General features: G+C 68.9%; 18 protein-coding genes and 1 pseudogene. 10 read left to right on the forward strand and 9 right to left on the reverse strand.

The window, feature by feature from the left end; translation table 11 throughout:
- The first annotated feature begins 99 nt into the window (after window positions 1-99).
- The 3 genes from ACSBP4_RS04855 to ACSBP4_RS04865 all read left to right on the forward strand — a co-directional run bounded on the left by ACSBP4_RS04855 (window position 100) and on the right by ACSBP4_RS04865 (window position 3,990).
- Window positions 100-1,200, forward strand: a complete 1,101-nt coding sequence (locus ACSBP4_RS04855; protein ID WP_435551515.1) for a pyridoxal phosphate-dependent aminotransferase — start codon at window positions 100-102, stop codon at window positions 1,198-1,200.
- 73 nt (window positions 1,201-1,273) lie between these two features.
- Window positions 1,274-2,716 carry a glycosyltransferase gene (locus ACSBP4_RS04860; protein WP_435551516.1) on the forward strand — a complete coding sequence of 481 codons (1,443 nt, stop codon included), beginning with the start codon at window positions 1,274-1,276 and terminating at the stop codon, window positions 2,714-2,716.
- A 68-nt stretch (window positions 2,717-2,784) separates the two neighbouring features.
- Window positions 2,785-3,990 carry an ArsA family ATPase gene (locus tag ACSBP4_RS04865; RefSeq protein WP_435551517.1) on the forward strand — a complete coding sequence of 402 codons (1,206 nt, stop codon included), beginning with the start codon at window positions 2,785-2,787 and terminating at the stop codon, window positions 3,988-3,990.
- Between the two features lie 57 nt (window positions 3,991-4,047).
- Here ACSBP4_RS04865 and ACSBP4_RS04870 read toward each other — a convergent pair.
- Both ACSBP4_RS04870 and purF read right to left on the reverse strand, forming a co-directional pair.
- Window positions 4,048-4,256: pseudogene (locus ACSBP4_RS04870) on the reverse strand (tautomerase); the annotation flags it as partial.
- 458 nt (window positions 4,257-4,714) lie between these two features.
- On the reverse strand, window positions 4,715-6,187 hold the full coding sequence (purF, locus tag ACSBP4_RS04875; protein ID WP_435551536.1) for an amidophosphoribosyltransferase: 1,473 nt from the start codon (window positions 6,185-6,187) through the stop codon (window positions 4,715-4,717).
- 418 nt (window positions 6,188-6,605) lie between these two features.
- Between purF and ACSBP4_RS04880 the strand changes: the two genes are divergently transcribed.
- Both ACSBP4_RS04880 and ACSBP4_RS04885 read left to right on the forward strand, forming a co-directional pair.
- A complete protein-coding gene (locus tag ACSBP4_RS04880) occupies window positions 6,606-9,683 on the forward strand; it encodes an FAD-binding and (Fe-S)-binding domain-containing protein (RefSeq protein ID WP_435551518.1) in 3,078 nt (1,025 codons plus the stop codon).
- Between the two features lie 105 nt (window positions 9,684-9,788).
- Window positions 9,789-11,564 carry a MutS-related protein gene (locus ACSBP4_RS04885; RefSeq protein WP_435551519.1) on the forward strand — a complete coding sequence of 592 codons (1,776 nt, stop codon included), beginning with the start codon at window positions 9,789-9,791 and terminating at the stop codon, window positions 11,562-11,564.
- 10 nt (window positions 11,565-11,574) lie between these two features.
- On the opposite strand, the gene ACSBP4_RS04890 is transcribed toward ACSBP4_RS04885, so the two are convergent.
- The 3 genes from ACSBP4_RS04890 to dps all read right to left on the reverse strand — a co-directional run bounded on the left by ACSBP4_RS04890 (window position 11,575) and on the right by dps (window position 13,763).
- Window positions 11,575-12,258, reverse strand: a complete 684-nt coding sequence (locus tag ACSBP4_RS04890; protein WP_435551520.1) for a DUF6735 family protein — start codon at window positions 12,256-12,258, stop codon at window positions 11,575-11,577.
- A gap of 265 nt (window positions 12,259-12,523) precedes the next feature.
- Window positions 12,524-12,964: an SRPBCC domain-containing protein gene (locus ACSBP4_RS04895; protein WP_006650438.1), complete on the reverse strand. Its 441-nt coding sequence runs from the start codon at window positions 12,962-12,964 to the stop codon at window positions 12,524-12,526.
- 139 nt (window positions 12,965-13,103) lie between these two features.
- A complete protein-coding gene (gene dps / locus ACSBP4_RS04900) occupies window positions 13,104-13,763 on the reverse strand; it encodes a DNA protection during starvation protein (RefSeq protein ID WP_435551521.1) in 660 nt (219 codons plus the stop codon).
- Between the two features lie 131 nt (window positions 13,764-13,894).
- Here dps and ACSBP4_RS04905 point away from each other — a divergent pair, with 131 nt between their 5' ends.
- Window positions 13,895-15,178 carry a DUF7405 family protein gene (locus ACSBP4_RS04905; RefSeq protein ID WP_435551522.1) on the forward strand — a complete coding sequence of 428 codons (1,284 nt, stop codon included), beginning with the start codon at window positions 13,895-13,897 and terminating at the stop codon, window positions 15,176-15,178.
- 148 nt (window positions 15,179-15,326) lie between these two features.
- Complete coding sequence (locus tag ACSBP4_RS04910; RefSeq protein ID WP_435551523.1) at window positions 15,327-16,718, forward strand: cupredoxin domain-containing protein; 1,392 nt, start codon at window positions 15,327-15,329, stop codon at window positions 16,716-16,718.
- A gap of 60 nt (window positions 16,719-16,778) precedes the next feature.
- Here ACSBP4_RS04910 and ACSBP4_RS04915 read toward each other — a convergent pair whose 3' ends face one another.
- Complete coding sequence (locus ACSBP4_RS04915; RefSeq protein ID WP_435551524.1) at window positions 16,779-17,213, reverse strand: DUF393 domain-containing protein; 435 nt, start codon at window positions 17,211-17,213, stop codon at window positions 16,779-16,781.
- 86 nt (window positions 17,214-17,299) lie between these two features.
- Window positions 17,300-17,674 (reverse strand): 2Fe-2S iron-sulfur cluster-binding protein, encoded by a 375-nt coding sequence (locus ACSBP4_RS04920; RefSeq protein WP_435551525.1) that lies wholly within the window; start codon window positions 17,672-17,674, stop codon window positions 17,300-17,302.
- 123 nt (window positions 17,675-17,797) lie between these two features.
- Here ACSBP4_RS04920 and ACSBP4_RS04925 point away from each other — a divergent pair, with 123 nt between their 5' ends.
- The 3 genes from ACSBP4_RS04925 (at window position 17,798) to ACSBP4_RS04935 (ending at window position 20,153) form a co-directional block, all read left to right on the forward strand.
- Window positions 17,798-18,811, forward strand: a complete 1,014-nt coding sequence (locus ACSBP4_RS04925; protein ID WP_435551526.1) for an alcohol dehydrogenase catalytic domain-containing protein — start codon at window positions 17,798-17,800, stop codon at window positions 18,809-18,811.
- A 176-nt stretch (window positions 18,812-18,987) separates the two neighbouring features.
- Window positions 18,988-19,764, forward strand: coding sequence for an NAD-dependent epimerase/dehydratase family protein (locus ACSBP4_RS04930; RefSeq protein ID WP_435551527.1), 777 nt, complete (start codon window positions 18,988-18,990; stop codon window positions 19,762-19,764).
- Window positions 19,765-19,829: 65 nt separating this feature from the next.
- Complete coding sequence (locus tag ACSBP4_RS04935; RefSeq protein ID WP_006650430.1) at window positions 19,830-20,153, forward strand: DUF7535 family protein; 324 nt, start codon at window positions 19,830-19,832, stop codon at window positions 20,151-20,153.
- Between the two features lie 33 nt (window positions 20,154-20,186).
- Here ACSBP4_RS04935 and ACSBP4_RS04940 read toward each other — a convergent pair whose 3' ends face one another.
- Window positions 20,187-21,197 (reverse strand): glutathione S-transferase family protein, encoded by a 1,011-nt coding sequence (locus tag ACSBP4_RS04940; protein WP_435551528.1) that lies wholly within the window; start codon window positions 21,195-21,197, stop codon window positions 20,187-20,189.
- Window positions 21,198-21,284: 87 nt separating this feature from the next.
- On the reverse strand, window positions 21,285-21,746 hold a 462-nt coding region (locus ACSBP4_RS04945), incomplete at its 5' end, for a sodium:calcium antiporter (protein ID WP_435551529.1).

Below are 21,746 nucleotides of genomic sequence, written 5' to 3' on the forward strand. Positions count from 1 at the left end.
ACGGACGCGGTCGTTGTCAAAGCGAGGGTCCGGGTCGTCACCTCGCGAGTACCGCCGGAAACGGAAAGACAAACGGTGGCCGTCGCCCCAGTGGGCCGCATGGACTACGAAACGCCGCTTTTCTTCCACGTGATGGAGTACGCGGACGCGGCGGACCGCGACGTGGTCGACATGGTCAGCGGCAACCCCGACTGGGAGCCCCCCGAGGCGCTCCGGGACGGCCTGCGAGAGTACGCCGACTTCGAGCCCGACCGGTTCCAGTACCCGGCCAGCGAGGGCTTACCCGAACTGCGCGCGGAGATCGCCGCCAGGCGCGGCGTCGACGCCGACCAGATCGTCGTCACGAACGGCGCGGGCGAGGCCAACTACCTCGCGATGGCGCGGGCCCTCGAGCGCGACGCCGGGGACGAGATCCTGCTGACCGATCCCGTCTACTCCTACTATCCGGGCAAGACGACGATGCTCGGGGGCACCCAGCGGTACGTCGCGACCGACGACGACGGGCAGCTCGATCCCGCGGCCGTCCGCGCGGCCGCGAGCGAGGACACCGCCGCTATCGTGGTCAACACGCCGAACAATCCGACCGGCGCGGTCTATCCCGAGTCGACGATGGCGGCCCTCGTCGATATCGCCGAGGAGAACGACGCGATCCTGATCAGCGACGAGGTCTACGACCACTACGACCTCTCCGGCCAGTTCGCGAGCGCGCTCGAGACGGAATCGACTCACCGGATCGTCACCAACGCCGTCTCGAAATCGATGGCCGTCACCGGTCTGCGGGTCGGCTACGTGATCTTCCCACCGGAACTGGTCGAGGACGCCAAGAGCCGCCATATGCTGGTCAACGTCGCCACGACCCGCCCTGGCCAGTACGCGGCCCTGAAGGCCTTTCGCGAGACGGGGCCCGACTACTACGAGCGCAATCGCGAACTGCTGCGCGAGCGTGTCGACACCTTCACCGACGCGCTCGAGGCCGCCGGTGCCGAGTATACGACGCCACAGGGCTCGTTTTACGTGATGGCACGCTTCGACGGCTACCCCGGGACGCTCGCAAACGTCGAGCGCCTGATCGACGAGGCCGGCGTCGCGGGGATGCCCGGCGAGGCGTTCGGGGACTCCCGTTCCGAGTGGCTGCGCTTTGCCCTCGTGACCCCGCGCGTCGAGGAGGCAGCCCGGCGGTTGGCAGCGTACTTCGACTGACCGTGCCGACCGTTCGGCGGCGACGATAGTCCGGCCGAAATACCAATACGTCGGGCAGCCAACCGACCACGTAATGCTTCTCGAGGCCGTCGTCGCCGTGTTCGTCCTGACTCAGGTGGCCTACTTCGTCGGCAACTGTGCGCTGGTGACGCTGCTCGTTCGCCGCTCCGACGCCCTGATCGACGACGCCACCGTAGAGCGGGTCGTCGCCGAGGCGGCCGAACGCGACCGTGAGCGGCCGCTGGCACGGCCCGATGGCGGACGGAACGCGGGGGTCGACGCCCCGTCGACGGACGAGGAGCGCCCCTCGAGCGGACCGCCGACCGCAGCCAGTTCGGGCTGTCGGCTCCCGCAGTCGGCGGTCCGTCGGCTCCGCGTTCTCGTCCCGATCTACCGCGAGTCGCCGGCCGTCCTCGCGGAGACGCTCGACAACATCGCCGCCCAGCGGTATCCGACCGCGGCCGTCTCCGTATACGTGATCCACGAGCCCGACGATCCGACCGTGTCGGCGGTCCGCGAGTCCATCGCCGCCCGCGAGGACGACCTCGCCGTCGAGTTCGTCGCCGTCGACCGGGCGTCGCTCGCGGCCGACCGCGCGCCCGGCGACTGGACGTTCAGCGGGACCGGCGTCCCACGGACGAAGGCCGCTGCCCTGACCTACGCCTTCACGACGCTGTCGTTTTCGGCCGACGACGTCGTGACGGTCTTCGACTCGGACACGCAGGTGCCCCTCGACACGTTCGAACTCGCCGCCGCCGGCCTCACCGAGTACGATATCGTGCAGGCGAAACAGACCGCGCGAAACGTCGACGACGGCCTCCTCCCGCTGCTCGAGTCGATGGGGATCGCGGCGTGGTCGGACCTGATATACGCCAACTCGACGGACGGCCCCTACCAGCTGCTGGGGAAGGCCTACTTCGTCCCGGCCGGCGTCCTCTACGACCTCGATCGGTGGCAGCTCGACGCAGTGACCGAGGACATGGCGCTGGGCGTCGCGGCCCACGAACGGGGCTGTACGCTCGGCATCATCGACCGCTACGTACAGGACCTCTGTCCGGCCGACCTCGAGGCCTGGATCCGGCAGAAACGCCGCTGGGTCCGCGGCCCGTATCGGCACCTGCTGACGCCGGGCTGGTCCGGGCTCGAGCGCGGCCGGTTCTGGGCGGGCACCGTGTTGACCCAGCTTCTGGCGGTGACGAACGTCCTCGGTCTACCGGTGGGACTCGCCGTCCTCTGGCTGACCCTCACCGGCTCGGCCGGCGTCGTCCCCGCGTCGCTGCTCCCGCTCGTCGCGTTCAACGGCGTCGTCTGGTGCTACTACAGCTGGCGGTCCTACCGCGCGGCCTGGGAGGCGGTCGCCTTCGACGGCCGGTGGGAGCGGGTCAGGTACTCGCTGGTCTCGAACCCGATCACGCAGGCGCTGTACGCGACGCTGTGGGCCGTCCCGATCTGTCTGGCGCTCGCCGACGCCGTCCGCGGCGTCGTCCCGACGTTCGACGTGACGCCGAAGGACTGACTCGAGGGCGGCGCGACCGTTCGCGCGAGACCGACGAATACTCCTGTCGGGACCGGGAACGGCGGCGTATGAGCGGCATCGACGTCGAACCGGTCGACGAGGAGGAGCGGGGGAAAAGCGACGACGGCGACCACACCATCGAGGTAACGCCGACCGACTCCGTCGGCGACGAGGAGCGCGAGACCGTCGACGTCGAGCCGTCCGACGAGCCGATCGACGGCCCCGACTACGTCCTCTACGGCGGGAAAGGCGGCGTCGGGAAGACGACCATGGCGGCCGCGACGGCGCTGGACAGCGCCCGCGGCGGGACGTCGACGCTGGTCGTCTCGACCGACCCGGCCCACTCGCTGTCCGACACCTTCGAGACCGACATCCCGGCAGAACCCGGCCGAATCCGGGACGATATCCCGCTGTACGCGGCCGAGATCGACCCCGAAACCGCCCTCGAGGAGGGAGAGACGCCCTTCAGCGCGGGCGAGGGTGCGGACGAGACGGACCCCTTCGCTGGCGGCGAGGCGGGCGGCTCGCCCTTCCCCGGCGGCGAGGGGGACGCGAGCGGGCCGCTCGGTGGCCTCGGCGACATGCTCGGCGGCGAGTCGCCGATGGATGCCCTGTTCGGCGGCGCGATGCCCGGTGCCGACGAGGCCGCCGCCATGCAACTCCTGCTCGAGTACATGGACGACCCGCGGTTCGAGCGCGTGGTGGTCGATACGGCACCGACCGGTCACACCCTCCGGCTCCTGCAACTCCCCGAGATCATGGACACGATGATGGGCCGCATCATGAAACTCCGCCAGCGCCTCGGCGGGATGCTCGAGGGCGTCAAGGGGATGTTCGGCGGCGACGCGCCCGACGACGGCGACGACCTCGAGGACCTGGAGGTGCTTCGCGAACGCATCGAGCGCCTCCGGGCGGCCCTGCGCGACCCCGCGCGGACGGACTTCCGGATCGTCATGGTCCCCGAGGAGATGAGCGTTGTCGAGTCCAAGCGCCTGCGGGCCCAACTCGAGGAGTTCGGGATTCCGGTCGGTACCGTCGTCGTCAACCGCGTGATGGAGCCCCTGTCGAACGTCACCGACGACGTCCACGGAGAGTTCCTCCAGCCGAATCTGGACGACTGCGAATTTTGTCAGCGCCGCTGGGACGTCCAGCAGAGCGCCCTCGCGGAGGCGCAGGAACTGTTCCGCGGCACCGACGTTCGACGCGTGCCGCTATTCGCCGACGAGGTCCGGGGCGAGGGGATGCTCGAGGTCGTCGCGGCCTGTCTGCGGTAGGCGTCAGCCCCCGACGAATCGGTACCCGGCCGGCCGCCTTTCACGACCGTTAGTCGCTGCCCTCAGAAAGAGCAGCGGGCCGTCGACGACGCGTTCGAGGTGGAGGTCGTGGAAGTCTCGGCCCGCCCGCGCTCGCGGATCGAGACCGCGACGTGACCCGCCGTCGTCACCATCTCGTCGGTGTCCAGCTCCGTCACCCGATCGGCGAGAGCGGTCGTTTCCTCGTCCGACAGCGACAGCGTCGTCTCAAACCACAATAGCGGCATCCCTCGAGTCGACCGGTGACCGGCTTGGGCGTTCCGGCGGCGGCCGAACACTGTCGACATCCCGTAGGGCGTCGTCCTGCTGTTCGGGGTGAACTGGCTCCCGATCGCGTAGGTTGTCGAGATCGGAACGCTCTCGACGGAGTGCCCGAACGCATTCCACGGACAGGGAGCAGGAGGACACCGATTACGACCGCGAGTGCCGTCGGCACGAGCGGGCCGACGATTGACCCGGAGCGAGCGAAGCGAGCGGAGGGGAAGGAGGAGTGCTTTTGATCGAAACTGAGCGGGATCTTCGATCCCGCGAGGTCGGCGGCGCTTCGCACCGCCTGCTCGAGGGACCGGAGGTCCCTCGCTGTCCAAAAGAGCGCTGTGCGCTCTTTTGAAGATTCTGCCGAGTGACGAGCGGACGGTTGCGCTGATGGCGCAACCGTCCGCTCAGAGCGCAGCGCAAAATTTCGTTAGTCGTCCGCGGGCAGCTGCTGGCCGCCGACGTCGGGCCGGCTGACGTCGCGGTCGGTCTCCTCGCCCTCGATGTCGTAGGGGTACTCGCCGGTCACACAACCCAGACAGAGGTCGATGCGCTCTTTCCCGAGGACGTCGGCGACGGCGTCGGTCGAGAGGTAGGCGAGACTGTCGGCGGCGATCTCGTCGCGGATCTCGCCGACGGACTTGTCCGCGGCGATGAGTTCCTCGCGGGTGGCCATGTCGATCCCCATGTAACAGGGGGCGACGATCGCGGGCGCGCCGATCCGGACGTGGACCGCCTCGGCCCCGCAGTCCTTGAGGAGTTGGACGAGCTGGGTCGAGGTCGTCCCGCGGACGATCGAGTCGTCGATGACCGTGACGGTCTTGCCCTCGATCGTCGACTTGATCGGGTTGAGCTTGAGCCGCACCGCGCGCTCGCGCTCGTCTTGGGTCGGCATGATGAACGTACGCCCGACGTAGCGGTTCTTCATGAGTCCCTCGGCGAACTCGACGCCGTCGTCGTCGGCGTCGCGGGCCTCGCCGTCGGCGGTCGTCTCGCCTGCCGCGTCCGCGTAGCCCGAGGCGAAGGCGCGTCCGGAGTCGGGGACCGGCATCACGACGTCGGTCTCGACGCCGCTTTCCTCCCAGAGCTTGCGCCCGAGGTTCCGGCGAGCCTCGTAGACCAGCGTGTCGTCGATGACGCTGTCGGGACGGGCGAAGTAAACGTGTTCGAAGAAACAGTGGGCGGTGTTCTCGTTCTCGACGAGCTGGTAGGAGTCAAAGCCCTGTCCGTCCTCCTGCAGGACGACCAGCTCGCCCGGTCGCACGTCGCGGACGAGTTCTCCATCGAGCGTGTCGATCGCTGCCGACTCCGAGGCGAGGATGTAACCGTCCTCGAGTTCCCCGATACAGAGCGGGCGATTGCCCTGTGGGTCGCGCACGCCCAGCACGGTATCGTCGTGGGTGATCGTCAGCGAGTACGAGCCGTGGATCCGGCCCATCGTGTGCTTGACCGCGCGGACGAGGTCCTCCTCGAGGAGGTTGCGCGCGAGGTCGTGGGCGATGACCTCGGTGTCGCCGTCGCTGGTGAAGGCGTGGCCCGCAGCGGCGAGTTCGTCGCGGATCTCGTCGGCGTTGACGAGGTTGCCGTTGTGTGAGAGGCCGAGCGAGCCGCTCTTGAACGAGACGGAGAACGGTTGGGCACACGAGGAGTCGACCGAGCCGGCCGTCGGATACCGGACGTGGCCGATCCCCGCAGCGCCGGTCAGTTCGTCGAGATCGCCCTCGCCGAAGGCGTCACCCACGAGCCCCATTTCGACGTGGCTGTGCTGCTGGAACCCGTCGTGGGTGACGATACCGGCGGACTCCTGACCGCGGTGCTGGAGCGCGTACAGCGCGTAGTACAACGGTCGTGCCGCGTCCCGACCGTCGAGTGAGACGCCGACGACGCCGCACTTTTCGGTCATTCCTGTTCGCCGGGGAGTCTCGCCCCGCCCATCAGTCATGGGTGTTCGTAGGGCACCGAGACGATAAAAATCCCCGTGTTTGTGGTGCTTCAGCTCCCCATCGACCAGAGTTATATGCGCGTTTGTGTATATCCCGTCGGGGACTGCGTGACGGCCTGTCACGTCACGGCGGGAACGGTCGACTGACCTCGGGTCCCGCGCTCGGTGATGACGTGCCGGATTGCCTGCCCGGTCGGGAGGATTCGGTGGCGCGTCGAACCCCAAGTGCGTGCGTACCCGGTATCGGTGCCGCCCGGATCCGGCCGTTGGGGCTCTGTCGTGTCCGGCGCATAACAGTTCGCCGACGGCACCGGCCGGTGGTCCGAACGCTTTATCGTTGAGAAACGTGTGACGGATCAACCAACGTGTTCAGTTGAGGATGACTGCAAGCTCTAACACGACGTTCGACGGCGGGGCCGAAACCGGTGACCGGCGGGCCGAGTACGATTTCGTCTCCGACGACGTCGCGCAACCGGCGCTGGTCGACGAGATCCGCGACCGCGTTGCGGGGGACGTTCGCTTCGACACCTACACGCGACAGCTGTACGCCACCGACGCGAGCGCGTACGAGCTGACGCCGATCGGCGTCGTCTATCCGAAATCGACCGACGACGTCGCCGCGACCGTCGCCTACTGTGCCGAGCGGGGGATTCCCGTCCTCCCGCGCGGCGGCGGGACGAGCCTCGCGGGACAGGCCGTCAACGAAGCCGTCGTCCTCGATTTCACCCGCCACATGGACGGCGTGGTCTCGATCGATCCCGAGGACCGCCGGGCGCGCGTCGAGGCGGGGACGGTCCTGGGCGAACTCAACGACGTGCTGACCCCCCACGGTCTGAAGTTCGCACCCGACCCCGCGGCCGGCGACCGCAGCGCGATCGGCGGCGCGATCGGCAACAACTCGACGGGCGCCCACTCGCTGGTCTACGGCAAGACCGACGCCTACATCGAGGAGTGTGAGGCGGTGCTTGCCGACGGCACGGTCACCACGCTCGGCGAGGTCGCCGTCGATGACCTCCGCGAGTCCGCCGATCCCGACGGCTCCGTACTCGAGCGGATTCACGCCGAAGTCGTCCGGATCATCGACGAGGAGAGCGAGGCGGTCCGAGAGCGGTTCCCGGACATGAAGCGCAACGTCTCCGGCTACAACCTCGACGTCCTCGTCGAGGAGGCCGAGACGGGGACCGTCAACCTCGCGCGGCTGCTGGCCGGCAGCGAGGGGACGCTGGCGGTCGTCACCGAGGCCGAGGTCGCGCTCGAGCCTGTTCCCGAAACCAAGGCCGTCTCGCTGCTGTTCTACGAGAGCGTCCTCGAGGCCGTCACCGACGTCCAGCACGTCCTCGAACACGAGCCCGCGGCGGTCGAACTCATCGACGACGTGTTGCTTGGGCTGGCCCGCGACACGACGGAGTTCGAGGAAGCGGCGTCGCTGGTGCCCGACGCCGCGAACGCGGCGCTGTTGGTCGAGTTCTACGCCGATGACGACGACCACGGGCGGGCACAGACGGCCGGCCTGCTCGCCGACAGGGTCCCCGGGACCGACGCCGAGGCGGCCCCGCCCGCCGAGCGGCCGTCGATCGACGAGACGATCGCGTTCGACGGCCTCGAGGCCCACGACGAGGGCGAGCGCGAGACCTTCTGGACGCTGCGAAAAGCCGGGCTCCCGATCCTGCTCTCGCGGACCTCCGACGAGAAGCACATCAGCTTCATCGAGGACTGTGCGATTCCGCCGGAACACCTGCCCGAGTTCGTCGAACGGTTCCAGTCGCTGCTGACTGAGAAAGGGCGGGACAACGATGCGGCCTTCTACGCCCACGCCGGCCCGGGCGTCCTCCACGTCCGGCCGCTGGTCGACACGAAGGCCGACCGTGACCGCGAGGAGATGGTCGCGATCGCCGACGCGGTCACCGACATGGTCGTCGAGTTCGGCGGGTCGGTCTCCGGCGAACACGGGGACGGCCGGGCACGCACCCAGTGGAACCACAAGCTGTACGGCGACGACCTCTGGCAGGCCTTCCGCGACCTGAAGACCGCGTTCGACCCCGACTGGCTGCTCAACCCCGGCAACGTCTGTGGCGACCACGACATGAGCGAACACCTCCGGTACGACGCCGACTACGAGTACGACGCCGGGCTCGAGCCGTCGCTGCACTGGGACAACGAGAACGGGATGCAGGGGATGGTCGAACTCTGTCACGGCTGTGGCGGCTGTCGCGGGAGTCAGGAGACGACCGGCGGCGTGATGTGTCCGACCTACCGGGCCGCCGACGAGGAGATCACGGCCACCCGCGGCCGGGCGAACCTCCTCCGGCAGGCGATGAGCGGCGACCTGCCGGACGACCCGACCGACGACGAGTTCGCCGAGGAGGTGCTGGACCTCTGTATCGGCTGTAAGGGCTGCAAGCGCGACTGTCCGAGCGGCGTCGACATGGCCAAACTCAAGACGGAGGTCATGCACGAGCGCCACCAGGAGGAGGGCGCGAGCCTCCGCGACAAACTGTTCGCCAACTTCGACACACTCGCGGCCGTCGGCAGCGCGCTCGCGCCGGTGTCGAACCTCGTGCAGTCGCTTCCCGGCTCGGGAACGATCGCCGAGAAGACGGTCGGCATCGCGAGCGAGCGGTCCCTGCCGGAGTTCGAGCGCGAGACGTTGCAAGATTGGTTCGAGAAGCGAGGCGGCTCGCGCGTCGCCGAATCCGAGGCCGAACGGAAGGCGGTCCTCTTCGCGGACACCTACACGAACTACAGCCATCCCGAGGTCGGCAAGGCGGCGGTCCGCGTCCTCGAGGCCGCGGGCGTCCACGTCGACGTCGCCGACCGGACCGACAGCGGCCGACCGGCGCTGTCGAAGGGCTTTATCGATATCGCTCGCGATGCGATCGAGGCGAACGTGGCCGCACTCGAGCCCCGGATCCGCGAGGGCTGGGACGTCGTCGTCGCCGAGCCCTCGGACGCGGTCATGTTCCAGTCAGACGCCCTGGACCTGCGCTCGGGGGCGGCCGTCGAGCGGTTCGCCGCCAACTCTTACGGCCTCTGTGAGTACCTCGACACCTTCCGGCTCGACGAGAACGTCGACTGGGCGGCACCCGACGAGTCGGTCGTCTACCACGGCCACTGTCACCAGAAAGCCGAGAAGAAAGACCACCACGCGGTGGGGGTCCTCCGGCGGGCCGGCTACGCCGTCGACCCGCTCGACTCGGGCTGTTGTGGCATGGCCGGGACGTTCGGCTACGAGGCCGAACACTACTCGCTGAGCCAGTCGATCGGCGACATCCTCGTCGGCCAGATCGAGGACAGCGGTGCCGACGTCGTGGCCGCGCCGGGCACCTCCTGTCGCACCCAACTCGGCGACAGCGAGGTCGAGCCGGTCCCGGCCGACAGCTCCCTCGCCGGCGGCTCGCTGGACGGCGAGTCGCCGCCGACGCCGATCGAACTGCTCGCACACGCCGCGGCGCGCTAGCGCGGGTTCGGCGCTGCCCCCGCCACCGCGTCGAACGCGGTCCTACGGCGTGACTCGAGCCCGCGAGACACAGTGTTCAAGACGGTCGCCTCGAGTCAACAGCGTATGCGACTCGAGGAGTACTGGGGCGTCGGCCCGAAGACGCGCGAGCGGTTGGTCGACGAACTGGGGACGGAAGCGGCGGTTCGGGCGATCGAGAACGGCGACGTCCGGGCGCTTGCCGACGCCGGGCTCGCCCGCGGTCGGGCGACGCGGATCCTCCGGCGGGCGACCGGCGGCGCTGGCATGGACATTTTGGCGACCAGCGACGCGCGGTCGGCCTACAAGGAACTGCTGGATCTCGCGGTCGAACACGCCGTCACGCAGCGGGCTGCGGACCGAATCCGGGTACTGACCCCGCTTGCCACCCGTGAGGCGATGGACTCTCGCCTCGACGACGTGATCGCGGCTCGCGACGCGTGGGCCGCCCTCGAGGAGGAAGAGCGTGAGGCGGTCCTGGCGGCCTACGAGCGCTACGACGAGCGCGAGGGCAGCGAGTACGCCGCGGTCGAGGCCGCGATAGCGCTGCTCGAGGCCGGCGTCGATTCGGGTCCTTTCGCCGCGATCGCCGACCTCGAGCGCGACCGGCTGGCCGACGCCGCCGACGCGCTGGCGGCGCTGGACGGGAATCGGGTCCGGGAGGGGGCCGACGACGAACTCGATCGCCTCCGGGACGCGCTGGGAGCGATCGAGGACATGGACGCGAACGCCCTCGAGCTGATCGAGGAGCTGCGCTCGGAGGGCGTCCGCGACGTGGAGGGCTTTCGCCAGTCCTTCGAGGACCACCTGCTGACCGAGACCGGCGTGACGATCGACCGCGTTCGGGCGGCGATGGCGACCGACGCCACCGACGCGACGGACTTCGTCGGCGCCACGCTACGGGCCCTCCGGAGCGACCTGACCGAAGCGGTCGACGAGCGCGAGGACACCGTCGCGAGCGACCTCGAGGACACCCTCGACGACGCCCGCGACGCAGTTGATCAGGCCGTCGACGCGGTCGACGACATCGCCTTGCACCTGTCGCTGGCCCGCTTCGCACTCGAGTACGACTGTACACGGCCGGTCTTCGTTGAGGCCGAAGAAGCCGCCGTCTCCGTCGTCAACGCCCGCAACCTCACGCTCGCTGCGCGCGACGACGAGTCGGTCCAGCCGGTGACCTACGGGCTCGGCGACCACGGCGTCTCGAGCGTCCCCGAGGGCGTCGACTCGGTCCCCGGCCGGCAGCGGGTCGCGGTCCTCACCGGGGCCAACAGCGGCGGGAAGACGACGTTGCTCGAGACGCTGTGTCAGGTCGTCCTGCTGGCGGCGATGGGGCTGCCCGTCCCGGCCGATCGGGCCGAGGTGACGCCCGTCGACTCGCTGGTCTTTCACCGCCGGCACGCGAGCTTCAACGCCGGCGTCCTCGAGTCCACGCTCAAGTCGATCGTCCCGCCCCTCTCGACGGGCGGGCGCACGCTGATGCTAGTCGACGAGTTCGAGGCGATCACCGAGCCCGGCAGCGCGGCGGACCTGCTACACGGGCTGGTCACGCTCTCGGTCGACCGCGAGGCGCTTGGCGTCTTCGTCACCCACCTCGCGGACGACTTAGAGCCGCTGCCACCCGAGGCCCGCGTCGACGGCATCTTCGCGGAGGGACTCAATCCTGACCTCGAGTTGCTCGTCGACTACCAGCCCCGCTTCGACACGGTTGGCCGGTCGACGCCGGAGTTCATCGTCTCGCGGCTGGTCGCCAACGCGGACGACCGCGGCGAGCGGGCCGGCTTCGAGACGCTCGCGGAGGCGGTCGGCAACGACGTCGTCCAGCGGACGCTCGCGGACGCCAGGTGGACGACTGGCGAGTGATCGATCGATCTCAGGCCCCGTCTCCGCTCTCCTCGTCCTCCCGTCCGTTCCCCTCACCGTCCCATCTGTTCCCCTCGTCACGCTCGTTCTCGCCGGTTTCGTCCCCGTCAGCGCCGCGTTCCCCGTCGGCATCCCCCTCGAGCCCGTCCACGCCGCCGAGCCACCGGTCGAGGGGCGGATCGTAGCCGCCAGCCGGCTCGTCGGCCGGCGCGTCGCCGTAGGTGTAGCACCGCCCGTCCCACTCCTCGTGGACGCGGGCCTCGAGGTAGGTCTGTGCGGCCCGCCGGGACAGGACGCCCATCTCGATGACGTCGGCCAGCGCGGTCTTGGTCGCACGAAACCAGACCCTGACCGCACGGTCGTCGGCCGGCTCCGTCGCGACGATCGCGCCCCGGCCGCCGTCGCGGCCGTCGCCCCACTCGAGCCAGCAGACCCGGTAGGGATCGACGGCATAGCCGGCGTCAGGGGCGACCAGATACAGTGCTTCGTGGACGCGGGGGTCGAGGTGATCGGTCAGGATCCGCTCGCGGCTGATCGAATCCGCGAGCAACGCACCGTCGATCGCGCCGTCGGCAAGCGGCGTCCGCGGGGTGATCGCCTCGGCGAGGGCGAGGTCCTCGCCGCCCCAGTGGCTGTACCGCAGTCCGTAGAGCCGGTCCGGCCGCCGGTAGGCGACCAGCGCTCTATGTCCCATGTGCGTGCCTCGCTGGTGGACTCGGGACGGTTCGCTCACGGCTCGTACGACGTCGGGTAGAGCGGGTCACGGCGAGCCTCGCCGCTTGTCCGTACTTGAACCCTCGCCGAGCCACCCTCGAGTCACGTGGAGACGCTGTTCGTCCCGGCGTCCCCTCGCCACGGCGCGTCACCGCCGACTTCCGCCGGCTGGACCACCGCACCGACGACGAACTGCCGGTCGGGCCGACACACGGGGTCGGATCGCTCGCGTCGCTCTCGGCGTTCTAGGCGGCGATCCGCCGCTCCGCCCGCGTCGCGATCGCCTCGTTCATCGCGACGAAGGCCCGCTCGAGGCGTGCCTCGTCGAACGCCAGACCGGCGAGTGCCCCGCGGACCGTCTCCCGCTGGAGCAGTCGGGTCCGGCGTCCGTCGCCGATCGGCTCGAGGTGGAACTCGTGGTAGCGATCGAACGCGAACGGCACGACGAGCCGGTCGTGCCAGGCGAGCCGTCGCGGCGGCTCGGCGGCGACGACCGTCGGCCCGATGGGCCGAGGGCGGTACGCGAACGCGTCGCTCCGTTCGGAACCACCCGTCGCGTCGACGGCGACGCCCTCGATCGTTCGCGTGAGCGGGTCCCACTCCGGGTAGGTGTCGAACGCTATGAGCGCATCCCAGACGACATCGGGTGGCGCGTCGATCTCGACGAACGCCTCGATCTGATTCATGGGAACGTATACCACTCGAAGACGGATGGCACTGCCGGTCATCGCTGGCGCGCCGCGATGGGGGTGGGCCGGGATCCGGGGCCCGCGAGCGCTCGAGGTCGGATTCGGGGTCGACGCCGTGGTCGCCGGCGCGTCTCGACTACGCGCTGTCGTTGAACCGCCGGTTCGTCGAGAGCGGCGCGTCGCCGGGCTCGCCCCGGACGAAGTGACCCGCCGGGTTGATCTCGCCGTCCCGTTCCATCGAGAGGAGTTCGACGAACCACGCCTCGTGTTCGATCTCCTCTTGCAGGATGCGCGAGGCCATGTCGTAGGTCCGGGGATCTTTCCCGTGGGTCATGTCACAGACCTCCGACCACGTCCGGATCGCACAGCGTTCCGCCTCGAGCAGTACTTCGAGGATGCTCTCGGCGTCGAGTGACTCGGTGTCGAAGCTCCCGTCGCCAGCCATCGGCGTCGGAACCTCGGCGTCGGGACAGGACGCTCGATCGGCGAAGTCCCGAATGTCGTTGGGGAGCGCGCCGCCGAGTTCGTACACCCGCGGCGCGACCAGTTCGAAGTGGGCTCGGTCCTCGAGGCGGGCGTCCTCGGTGATCTCCTTGTAGTCCTCGTGGCCGGCCAGATGCATCCGCAGGTTGGTGTAGTAGTAGTAGGTCGTGAACTCGGTACCGATCGCGTCGATCAGTTTCTCGCGCAGTTCCTCGGGCTCGAGCCCGCGTTCGCGAAGCACCTTCATCCCGACGCGCTCGCTCGTGTCCCCTGCGTCGACGTTGCCTGCCGCGTGTGGTTTCTCGTCCGACATCCACCGGTCCACTCCCATAACTCGGCGCATGAAGCTTTGCTTGCAATTGCCGAGAACCGTCGGTGTCGCTCCCTCGGTGGTTCAACGGTCGGACCACAATATCCTTAGTCGTCAGCACCCCAGAGTCGTGTATGGACAGGTCGGACCGCGGACTCCCGCGTCGCGAGTTCGTCAAACGCGCCGTCGCCGTCGGCGGTGCCGCTGGGCTTGCCGCGTGTCTCCAGCGCGAGGAGCGCGAGGACGTCCCACAGGCCGTCCTCGCGCCCGACGAACTCCCGACCCGACAGCACGCCTGGAACGAGTTCCTCTCGACGGACGACCACGGCAACGACGTGCCGCCCCGACACCACCTCCTGCTCGCCCTCGAGTACGTCGGCGACGGCCCCGCCGACGCCGCCGAGGAGCGCGACCAGCTCGAGGCCGCGTTCCAAACGCTCGAGCGGGCCTACAAACGGGGCAACGAGGGGCTCGCCTTTACCGTCGGCTACGGGCCCGCGTACTTCGACCGGTTCGAGAGCGACCTCGAGGGGGTCGAACTGCCCGATCCCGAGCCCCTGACCGCGCTGGAGGACCCCGCCCTCGACGAGTACGACGCGCTGGTACATCTGGCCAGCGACTACGGCCACGTCACCTTGAGCGCCGAGGAAGCGCTGAAGGGCGAACTCGAGGACCTGAACGGCCTCGCGGTCGAGGGTACGCTCGAGGGGGTGTTCGAGATCGCCGAACGCCGAACGGGGTTCATCGGCCGCGGGCTCCCGGCCGAGAAACAGTCGGGCGTCGCCGGCATCCCCGACGGCGAACCGGTCCCCGAGGACGCGCCGATGTTCATGGGCTTCAAGTCCGGCTTCAAGCGAACGCAGGCCAGCGAGGATCGCGTAACGATCGACGAGGGGCCGTTCGCCGGTGGGACCACGATCCACCTTTCGAAGCTCAACCTGCATCTCCAGCAGTGGTACGACCAGGACAGCCGCGAGCAACGCGTCGCCAAGATGTTCTCGCCGACCCACGCAGAGGAGGGGTTCGTCGAGGGAGCCGGCCACAACCTCGGTGACTCGAGTCGGGTGACCGAGGTCGCCGACGCGGCCGACGAGGCTGCCCGGCGGAAGGGGACCGTCGGCCACGCACAGAAGACCGCTCGCGCCCGCGAAGACGGGGAGCCGATCGTCCTCCGACGGGACTTCGACTCGACCGACGACGATCGGGCCGGCCTTCACTTCCTCTCGTTGCAGCGCTCGATCGACGACTTCGTGACGACCCGGACGGCGATGACCGGCGGTGACCTCACCGATGGCTCGGTCGGCCGGCGAACGAACAACGGCATCCTCCAGTACATCACCGTCGCGAACCGGGCGAACTACCTCGTGCCGCCTCGAGAACGGCGGGCCTTGCCCGAGCCCGCACCCGGACGCGACTGAGCGTCCGCGAACGCGGCTAGCCGCGGACGGTCGCCGCTATCTCGCTCACCGTGATTGTCCACGTCCCTTCGATTTCAGCAGCGATGGCTATTCGACCGGGATACACCACCGGGTCGGGCTTTATCCACACCCTCGGTGTCCGATTGCTATGGCGTCATCACGACGGCGATTCCTCGAACTAGGGACGATAGCAGCGATCGGCGGACTCGCGAGCGCGTCCGGCGTCGGCGCGACCCAATCCGACGGCGAAGGCGACGAGGGCGACGACCCCGAAGTGACCGTCACCGCCAGACAGGAGCCGGGCGACGCCGTCTACTGGGTGTTGCCCGGCGAGCGGCGACTGAGTCCGTCGGTGTTCGGAACCGCGGAAAACCCGCGACGCGGGACCGACCTCCTCGAGGCGCGGATCGAACAGGCCCAGGGGCTCCCCTCGCCGCTCGGCGAGGCCGTCCCACAGCTGCTCGCGGACCTGCCCTTCCTCGTCGCTGCACCCGACGAGGCCCGCGAACCGATCGAGGACGACGACTCGATCGCCCAGCAGCGACTGACCGAGCCGACGCTGTACAGCGACGAGGCCGAGGTTACCAGCGGTTCGTTCGAGATCACCTACGAAGATCACCAGCCGTACGACCTCCCCGGCGCGCCGGGCGAGACGACCGATACGGTCGCCCTCGAGGCGCAGTTCACCGATCCGGCGGGCAACGAGTACAGGATCGACCACGATCACGTCATCCAGCCGCCGATCCCCGGCTACGAGACCGGCGGCGGCGTGTTGACCGACGGCTCGCTGCACGGCATCACGGGGACCGGCTCACCGCTGTTCCCGCAGGTCTACACCTACGGCGCGTCCTGGGGCGTCGGCCACCTCGAGGTCAACGGCGAGCGGGCCACCGAGGAGGGGATGCGCGTCGTCCACCTCATGACGACCGCGACGGTGCGTGACGAACGGTATCGGATGGTCCTCGACGATGAGCTGCCGCTCGCGCCCGCGGAGACGATCGCCGGACAGATCCACCACACCCACGGCGTCGTCTTGCCGATCAGGCCGACACCCGACGGGCCCGTCTACGATCCGGTACCGACCGCGTTCGAACTCCCGAACGGCGAGACTCAACCGTTTATCCACGCGATGTGGGAACAGGACGAGATCGTCGAGGGGCCGTTCGCGGACTGGGAGTTCCCCGGCGACGGCGGCGAGACGCCGGCAGATGGGGACGACGGCACCGACACACAGGCCGACATCCGCCTCGTCGGTGAGACGTCCGGCTGGCAGGGAGCCGCACCCGATACCATCGCGGGGACCGAAAACCCGACCCTGTCGCTCGAGGCGGGGACCGAGTACACCCTCGTCTGGGAGAACGGCGACGGTCTCCAGCACAATTTCGCGATCGAAGACGAGTCGGGGGAGGACGTACTCGAGACGGACCTGCTCGGGGAAGAAGGGGCGACTCAGTCGGCTACATTCACCGCCAGCGCCGAGATGGCCGAGTACTACTGTCAGGTCCACCCCAACTCCATGCGGGGAACGATCGACGTGTAGTCCCTGCGGGGCTCGAGCGGCCCACCGGTCGGCGAACCGCCGGCTCGCCTCGAGGGGCGCTCAGGTTCCGGGCACGTGCGTCCGGCCCGCGCTAGCCGCCAGTTCGTCGAACAGCGCCGCGGCGTCGCTGGCCATCGGATACGCGTCGTGGTAGGGTTCGATCTCCCGGTCGGTTCCCGAGACGACCCGCACGGCGTCCGCGAGTCGCTCGTAGTTCTCGCCGACGATGTCCCGAACCAGCACCGGCATCCCCGCCCGCTCGCAGAGTTCGGTCGCGGCCGCACGGCCCGCCCAGACCGTCCCGGCCTCGCAATCCGCGAAAAAGAGCGCGAACGGCGTCTCGCCGAACTGAGCCTCGAGGAACCGCTGTGCTGCCGGTTCCGACCACGCGACGACGCCGACGGACTCGAGTCGCCGCACGGCGGTCGAGGCGGCCGAACAGAAGGGACAATCGCCGTCGTAGAGCAGGACGCCGGTGAACCGCGGCTCGGTCATACCGGGGCGTCCATCGCGGGGGCCGAAAGCGTTCGGCGGGCAGTCGCCGGTGTCGGCGGCTCGGACGGACCGCCGTCGCCCCTCGGTTAGCCGAGTTTCGACCGCCCCGGCGGCCTGTCGTGGTCGGCCCGATGGCGAAGCAGTTCGTCGTACTGTTCGACCAGGATAACGCAGTCGGCGCGGGGCTGGGCCACGCAGGTCAACACGAAGTTCTCGGCCTCGTCTTCGGGGTAGTACCGCTTCGCGTTACTGTGGTCGAGTTCCCCCTCGAGCAGTCGCGCGCCGCAGGTGATACACCACCCCTGCTGGCAGTCCGCGGAGAGCCACAGGCCCGCCCGGCGGGCCGCCGCGAGGATCGCCTCGTCCGCGCGGACGTCGATGGTCCGGGACTTGCCGGCTGCCTCGAGGGCGGCGTCGTCGGGCACGCGGAGTTCGACCTCCCAGGTCGTGGGCGCTGTCACGGGTACACCTACGGCCGGCAGCGAAAAAGGGCTGGGTCGGCGGTCCCAAGCCCGCCGATCCGCGCTCGACGTGGGATTCCGCCTTCCCTAGGGTCTTTGTCCTCGGGATCGATCCGAAACTCGATGCGAGCCGCAGCCTTCACCGAACTGAGCGGACCCGAGGGAGTGAGGACGATCGAGCGCGACACGCCCGAGCCCGGCCCGGGCGAAGCCACCGTCGACGTCGCTGCCTGTGCGATCAACCGCCACGACCTCTGGATCCTCGAGGGGGACTCGGCGATGGTCGACGCCGACGATCTGCCGTTCGTCACGGGGCTGGACGTGGCCGGCGTCGTCAGCGAGGTCGGCGACGGCGTTCGAGGCGTCGAGCCCGGCGACCGAGTCGTTCTCTGTCCGAACGAGACCTGCGGCGAGTGTCGGTTCTGCCGCGAGGGGCCGGAAAACACCTGCGAGCGGTTCTCGCTCTATCACGGCGGGCTGGCCGAGACGGCGTGCGTCGAAGGCGACCGGCTTATTCCGCTGCCCGACGGCGTCGACGCGACGACCGCCGCCGCGATCCCGACGGCCTACATGACCGCCTTCCACATGCTCCGGCGGGCCGAGGTCGGCCCCGGCGACCTCGTGTTCGTCCCCGGCGCGACCGGCGGCGTTGGCGTCGCGGCGGTTCAGCTGTCGGCCGTGTTCGGTGCCGAAACCATCGGCACGTCGACGTCGGCGTCGAAGCTCGAGCGAGTCCGCGAACTCGGCCTCGATCACGGCGTCGAATCGGCCGACGTCGACGAGATCCGCACGGCGGTCGAGCGGATCGGCGAGCCGGACGCGGTGATCAACCACCTCGGCGGCGAGTTCACGCGGCTCGGCCAGTCGGTCATGCGACGCGGCGGGACGATGGCGATCTGCGGTCGCACGGCGGGCGGCGAGTCGACGATCGATATCGCGAGCCTCTTTCTGGGTCACAAACGCATCGTCGGCTCCACGATGGGGACCCAGGACGACCTCCGGCGGCTCGTCGAGCTGACCGCCGACGGGGATCTCGAGCCCGAGATCGACGAGACGTACGCGCTCGCGGACACCGACGCGGCCTTCGCGGCGATGCAAGACCGGGAGAGCGTCGGCAAGATCGTCGTCGAGCCGTAACACCACAGTACCGACCGCCGACGCGTTCCTGCCGCCCGATCGATCCCCCGGCGGGCGGGAATCGAGGTCGTCGTGTCCGCGTCTCCGGCGTCCGGATTACCTATCGCAATGGCGCACACGGCTAGGCAAGAAGACGCCGGCCCGACCTATTTTGCGCCGGTCACCGTCGCTTCCGTATGACGAACATCGCCATCACCGGCGCGGCGGGCAACGTCGGCCGGGAGGCAATCGCCGCGTTCTCCGACGGCGATCACGACCTCGCGCTGTTTACCCACAGCGAGACCGACGACCTCGAGTCCGAACCGATCGAGATCGCCGATTACGACGCGTTCAGCGACGCGATCGCGGGTCAGGACGTTCTGATTCACCTCGCGGCTAACCCCTCCCCGCGGGCCGAGTGGGACGAGGTACGCGAACCGAACGTCGACGGCGTCTACAACGCTTTCGAGGCCGCGGCGGAGAACGACCTCGAACGCGTGGTCTTTGCGAGTTCGAACCACGCGGTCAACATGAAAAACGCCGTCTCGGGGATCCGGCCGGAGTCGACGGTCGGCAGACCGGAGATCGTTCGGCCGTCGGATCCGACCGATCCCGACACTTACTACGGCGTCACGAAGGTCTTCGGCGAGTCGATGGGGTCCTACTACGCGAAGCGCCACGGGTTCGACGTAGTGAACCTCCGGATCGGCTGGCTGCTCACCCGCGACGAACTCCGCGCGGAGTGCCGGGAGCGCGACGGGGCCGGCGAGCGCTACGCCCGCGCGATGTGGCTCAGCCCCGGCGACTGTCGACGGCTTCTCAATGCGGCCGCGACGGCGACGCTCGAGGAGTCCCCCCTGATCGCCCACGGCATCTCCGACAATGCCGAGCGGTTCCTCTCGCTGTCCGAGACCATGCAGGCGCTGTCGTACCGACCGCAGGACGACGCCGAGGTGGTGCTGACCGGCGACTAGCACAGCCACGGCAACGAACCCGACGAATCGAAAGACCGAACACCGGTACGTTCGTACGAACCCATATGTCAGTCAAGGTGTCCGAGTCGACGGGATACGGGCCCAACACCCAGATGTCCCTGTTCGGCTATATCATGGCCGCGGTACTCGTGATCGTCTTGCTTCCACTGATCCCGGTCCTGGTTCCGGTCTGGATCCTCTGGAAAGTGTTCGTCGCCGAGGAGGAGTTCGGCCACAGCTTCGAGGACTGGCGGCGCGACACCGGCCGTACCCCCGATGACCGTGCGGCCGCCGCCGACGCGGAACTCGCGGCGGCCGAAACGGAAGCCACCGAGGCCGACGATGCCGAATCCGAGGACGAAACCGAACAGGCGACTGCGGAGTCCTGACGCCGCGAGATCGTTCTTCTGCTCGAGGACGACCTAGTCGTCGGCGCTGGCGGCCGCGACCAGATCCGACGGCGGGCCGCCGGGGAGGTCGTCGCGGTCGTGGGGTTTCTCGAAGTCCAGGTCCGGCCCTTGAGCGACGATCCGGTGGGGGTTGACGTCCGGGTGGGTCGTGTAGTAGTGTTCCTTGATGTGGTCCATGTTCACCGTCTCGGCGACCCCCGGCGTCTGATAGAGGTCCCGCAGGTAGGGCCAGAGGTTGTCGTACTCGCGAATGTACTGGACGTTACACATGAAGTGCGTGTGGTAGACGTTGTCGAACCGGACGAGCGTCGTGAACATCGCGACATCGGCTTCGGTTAGCCGGTCGCCGGCGAGGTAGCGCTGGACGGCAAGCACCTCGTCCCAGTGGTCGAGCGCCGCGAAGAGGTCGTCGACCGCCTCGTCGTAGGGCCCCTGCTTCGTCGCGAAGCCGGCCCGGTAGACGCCGTTGTTGATCGGCTCGTAGATCTCGTCGATGATCCGGTCGATCTCGTCGCGGTAGCCCTCGGGGTAGAGATCGACGTCCCGCCGAGCGTACTCGTCGAACTCGGTGTCGAGCATCCGCATGATCTCTTCGGACTCGTTGTTGACGATGGTCCCCTCTTCTTTGTCCCAGAGGACCGGCACCGTAACGCGACAGGTCGCGTCCGGATCCGCGTTCACGTATAGCTCGCGCAGGTAGTCGGCGTCGTGGACGTGATCGCGCGTACAGCCCTCCTTCTCGGGGGAGAACTGCCAGCCGTCCTCGCCCCGATAGGGATCGACGACCGACACCGAGATCGCGTCCTCAAGGCCTTTCAACGCCCGCGTCACGAGCGTCCGGTGGGCCCACGGGCAGGCGGCGGAAACGTAGAGGTGATACCGGCCGGCCGCCGGCTGGAATCGGGCGTCGGGGTCGTCGCGGATTTCGTCGCGGAACGGCGTCGTCTGGCGCTCGAACGAGCCGTCGTCGTCAGTCGACTCGTACGCGTCGGTTCGCCACTCGCCGTCGACGAGCATGTTCATACTCACGTTCAGGGCTGCGACCCACATATATACTCGCTAACACTCGTGTCACCGGTTCCGGTCTCGTCGATCGGCGACGCCGCGGCCTCAGAGAATGGCGCTAACGACCCAGTAGGCCGTTCCGAACGCGACGAGCGCGGCCCCCTCGAGGCGGGTCAGCTGCCGCCCCGTCGCGAGGACGACCGTTGCGAACGCGGTCACGGCGGCGAGCCATCCGAGCGCGAGAACGACCGCCGGATCGACGGCCAGCGGGCGAGCCGCGGCGGCCAGCCCCAGTACGCCGAGGACGTTGAAGACGCTCGAGCCGACGACATTGCCCGCGGCGATTCCGGTATCACCCTGGCGGGCGGCTACGACGGATGTCACCAGCTCCGGCAGCGACGTACCGGCCGCGACGATCGTCGCGCCGATGACCCACTCGGAGATCCCCACCGAGAGAGCCAGCCCGACCGCGGCGTCGACCAGGACGCGCCCGCCGACGATCACGATCGCGAGTCCCGCCACGGTGCGGCCGGCCTCGAGGCCGAGCCGGACATCCCGCCCGGTGCC

Origin of the sequence: Natrinema sp. CGMCC1.2065, assembly GCF_051225675.1 — an archaeon.
In the GTDB taxonomy this organism is placed as follows: Archaea; Halobacteriota; Halobacteria; order Halobacteriales; family Natrialbaceae; genus Natrinema; species Natrinema thermotolerans.

Bases quoted from the DNA above. Each gene is read 5' to 3' on its own strand.
- ACSBP4_RS04905 (WP_435551522.1), top strand. From the start codon at position 13,895: ATGGACAGGTCGGACCGCGGACTCCCGCGTCGCGAGTTCGTCAAACGC.
- ACSBP4_RS04910 (WP_435551523.1), top strand. From the start codon at position 15,327: ATGGCGTCATCACGACGGCGATTCCTCGAACTAGGGACGATAGCAGCG.
- ACSBP4_RS04940 (WP_435551528.1), bottom strand. From the start codon at position 21,197: ATGAACATGCTCGTCGACGGCGAGTGGCGAACCGACGCGTACGAGTCG.
- ACSBP4_RS04930 (WP_435551527.1), top strand. From the start codon at position 18,988: ATGACGAACATCGCCATCACCGGCGCGGCGGGCAACGTCGGCCGGGAG.
- purF (WP_435551536.1), bottom strand. From the start codon at position 6,187: ATGACCGAAAAGTGCGGCGTCGTCGGCGTCTCACTCGACGGTCGGGAC.
- dps (WP_435551521.1), bottom strand. From the start codon at position 13,763: ATGTCGGACGAGAAACCACACGCGGCAGGCAACGTCGACGCAGGGGAC.
- ACSBP4_RS04865 (WP_435551517.1), top strand. From the start codon at position 2,785: ATGAGCGGCATCGACGTCGAACCGGTCGACGAGGAGGAGCGGGGGAAA.
- ACSBP4_RS04885 (WP_435551519.1), top strand. From the start codon at position 9,789: ATGCGACTCGAGGAGTACTGGGGCGTCGGCCCGAAGACGCGCGAGCGG.
- ACSBP4_RS04925 (WP_435551526.1), top strand. From the start codon at position 17,798: ATGCGAGCCGCAGCCTTCACCGAACTGAGCGGACCCGAGGGAGTGAGG.
- ACSBP4_RS04860 (WP_435551516.1), top strand. From the start codon at position 1,274: ATGCTTCTCGAGGCCGTCGTCGCCGTGTTCGTCCTGACTCAGGTGGCC.
- ACSBP4_RS04895 (WP_006650438.1), bottom strand. From the start codon at position 12,964: ATGAATCAGATCGAGGCGTTCGTCGAGATCGACGCGCCACCCGATGTC.
- ACSBP4_RS04855 (WP_435551515.1), top strand. From the start codon at position 100: ATGGACTACGAAACGCCGCTTTTCTTCCACGTGATGGAGTACGCGGAC.
- ACSBP4_RS04880 (WP_435551518.1), top strand. From the start codon at position 6,606: ATGACTGCAAGCTCTAACACGACGTTCGACGGCGGGGCCGAAACCGGT.
- ACSBP4_RS04890 (WP_435551520.1), bottom strand. From the start codon at position 12,258: ATGGGACATAGAGCGCTGGTCGCCTACCGGCGGCCGGACCGGCTCTAC.
- ACSBP4_RS04935 (WP_006650430.1), top strand. From the start codon at position 19,830: ATGTCAGTCAAGGTGTCCGAGTCGACGGGATACGGGCCCAACACCCAG.
- ACSBP4_RS04915 (WP_435551524.1), bottom strand. From the start codon at position 17,213: ATGACCGAGCCGCGGTTCACCGGCGTCCTGCTCTACGACGGCGATTGT.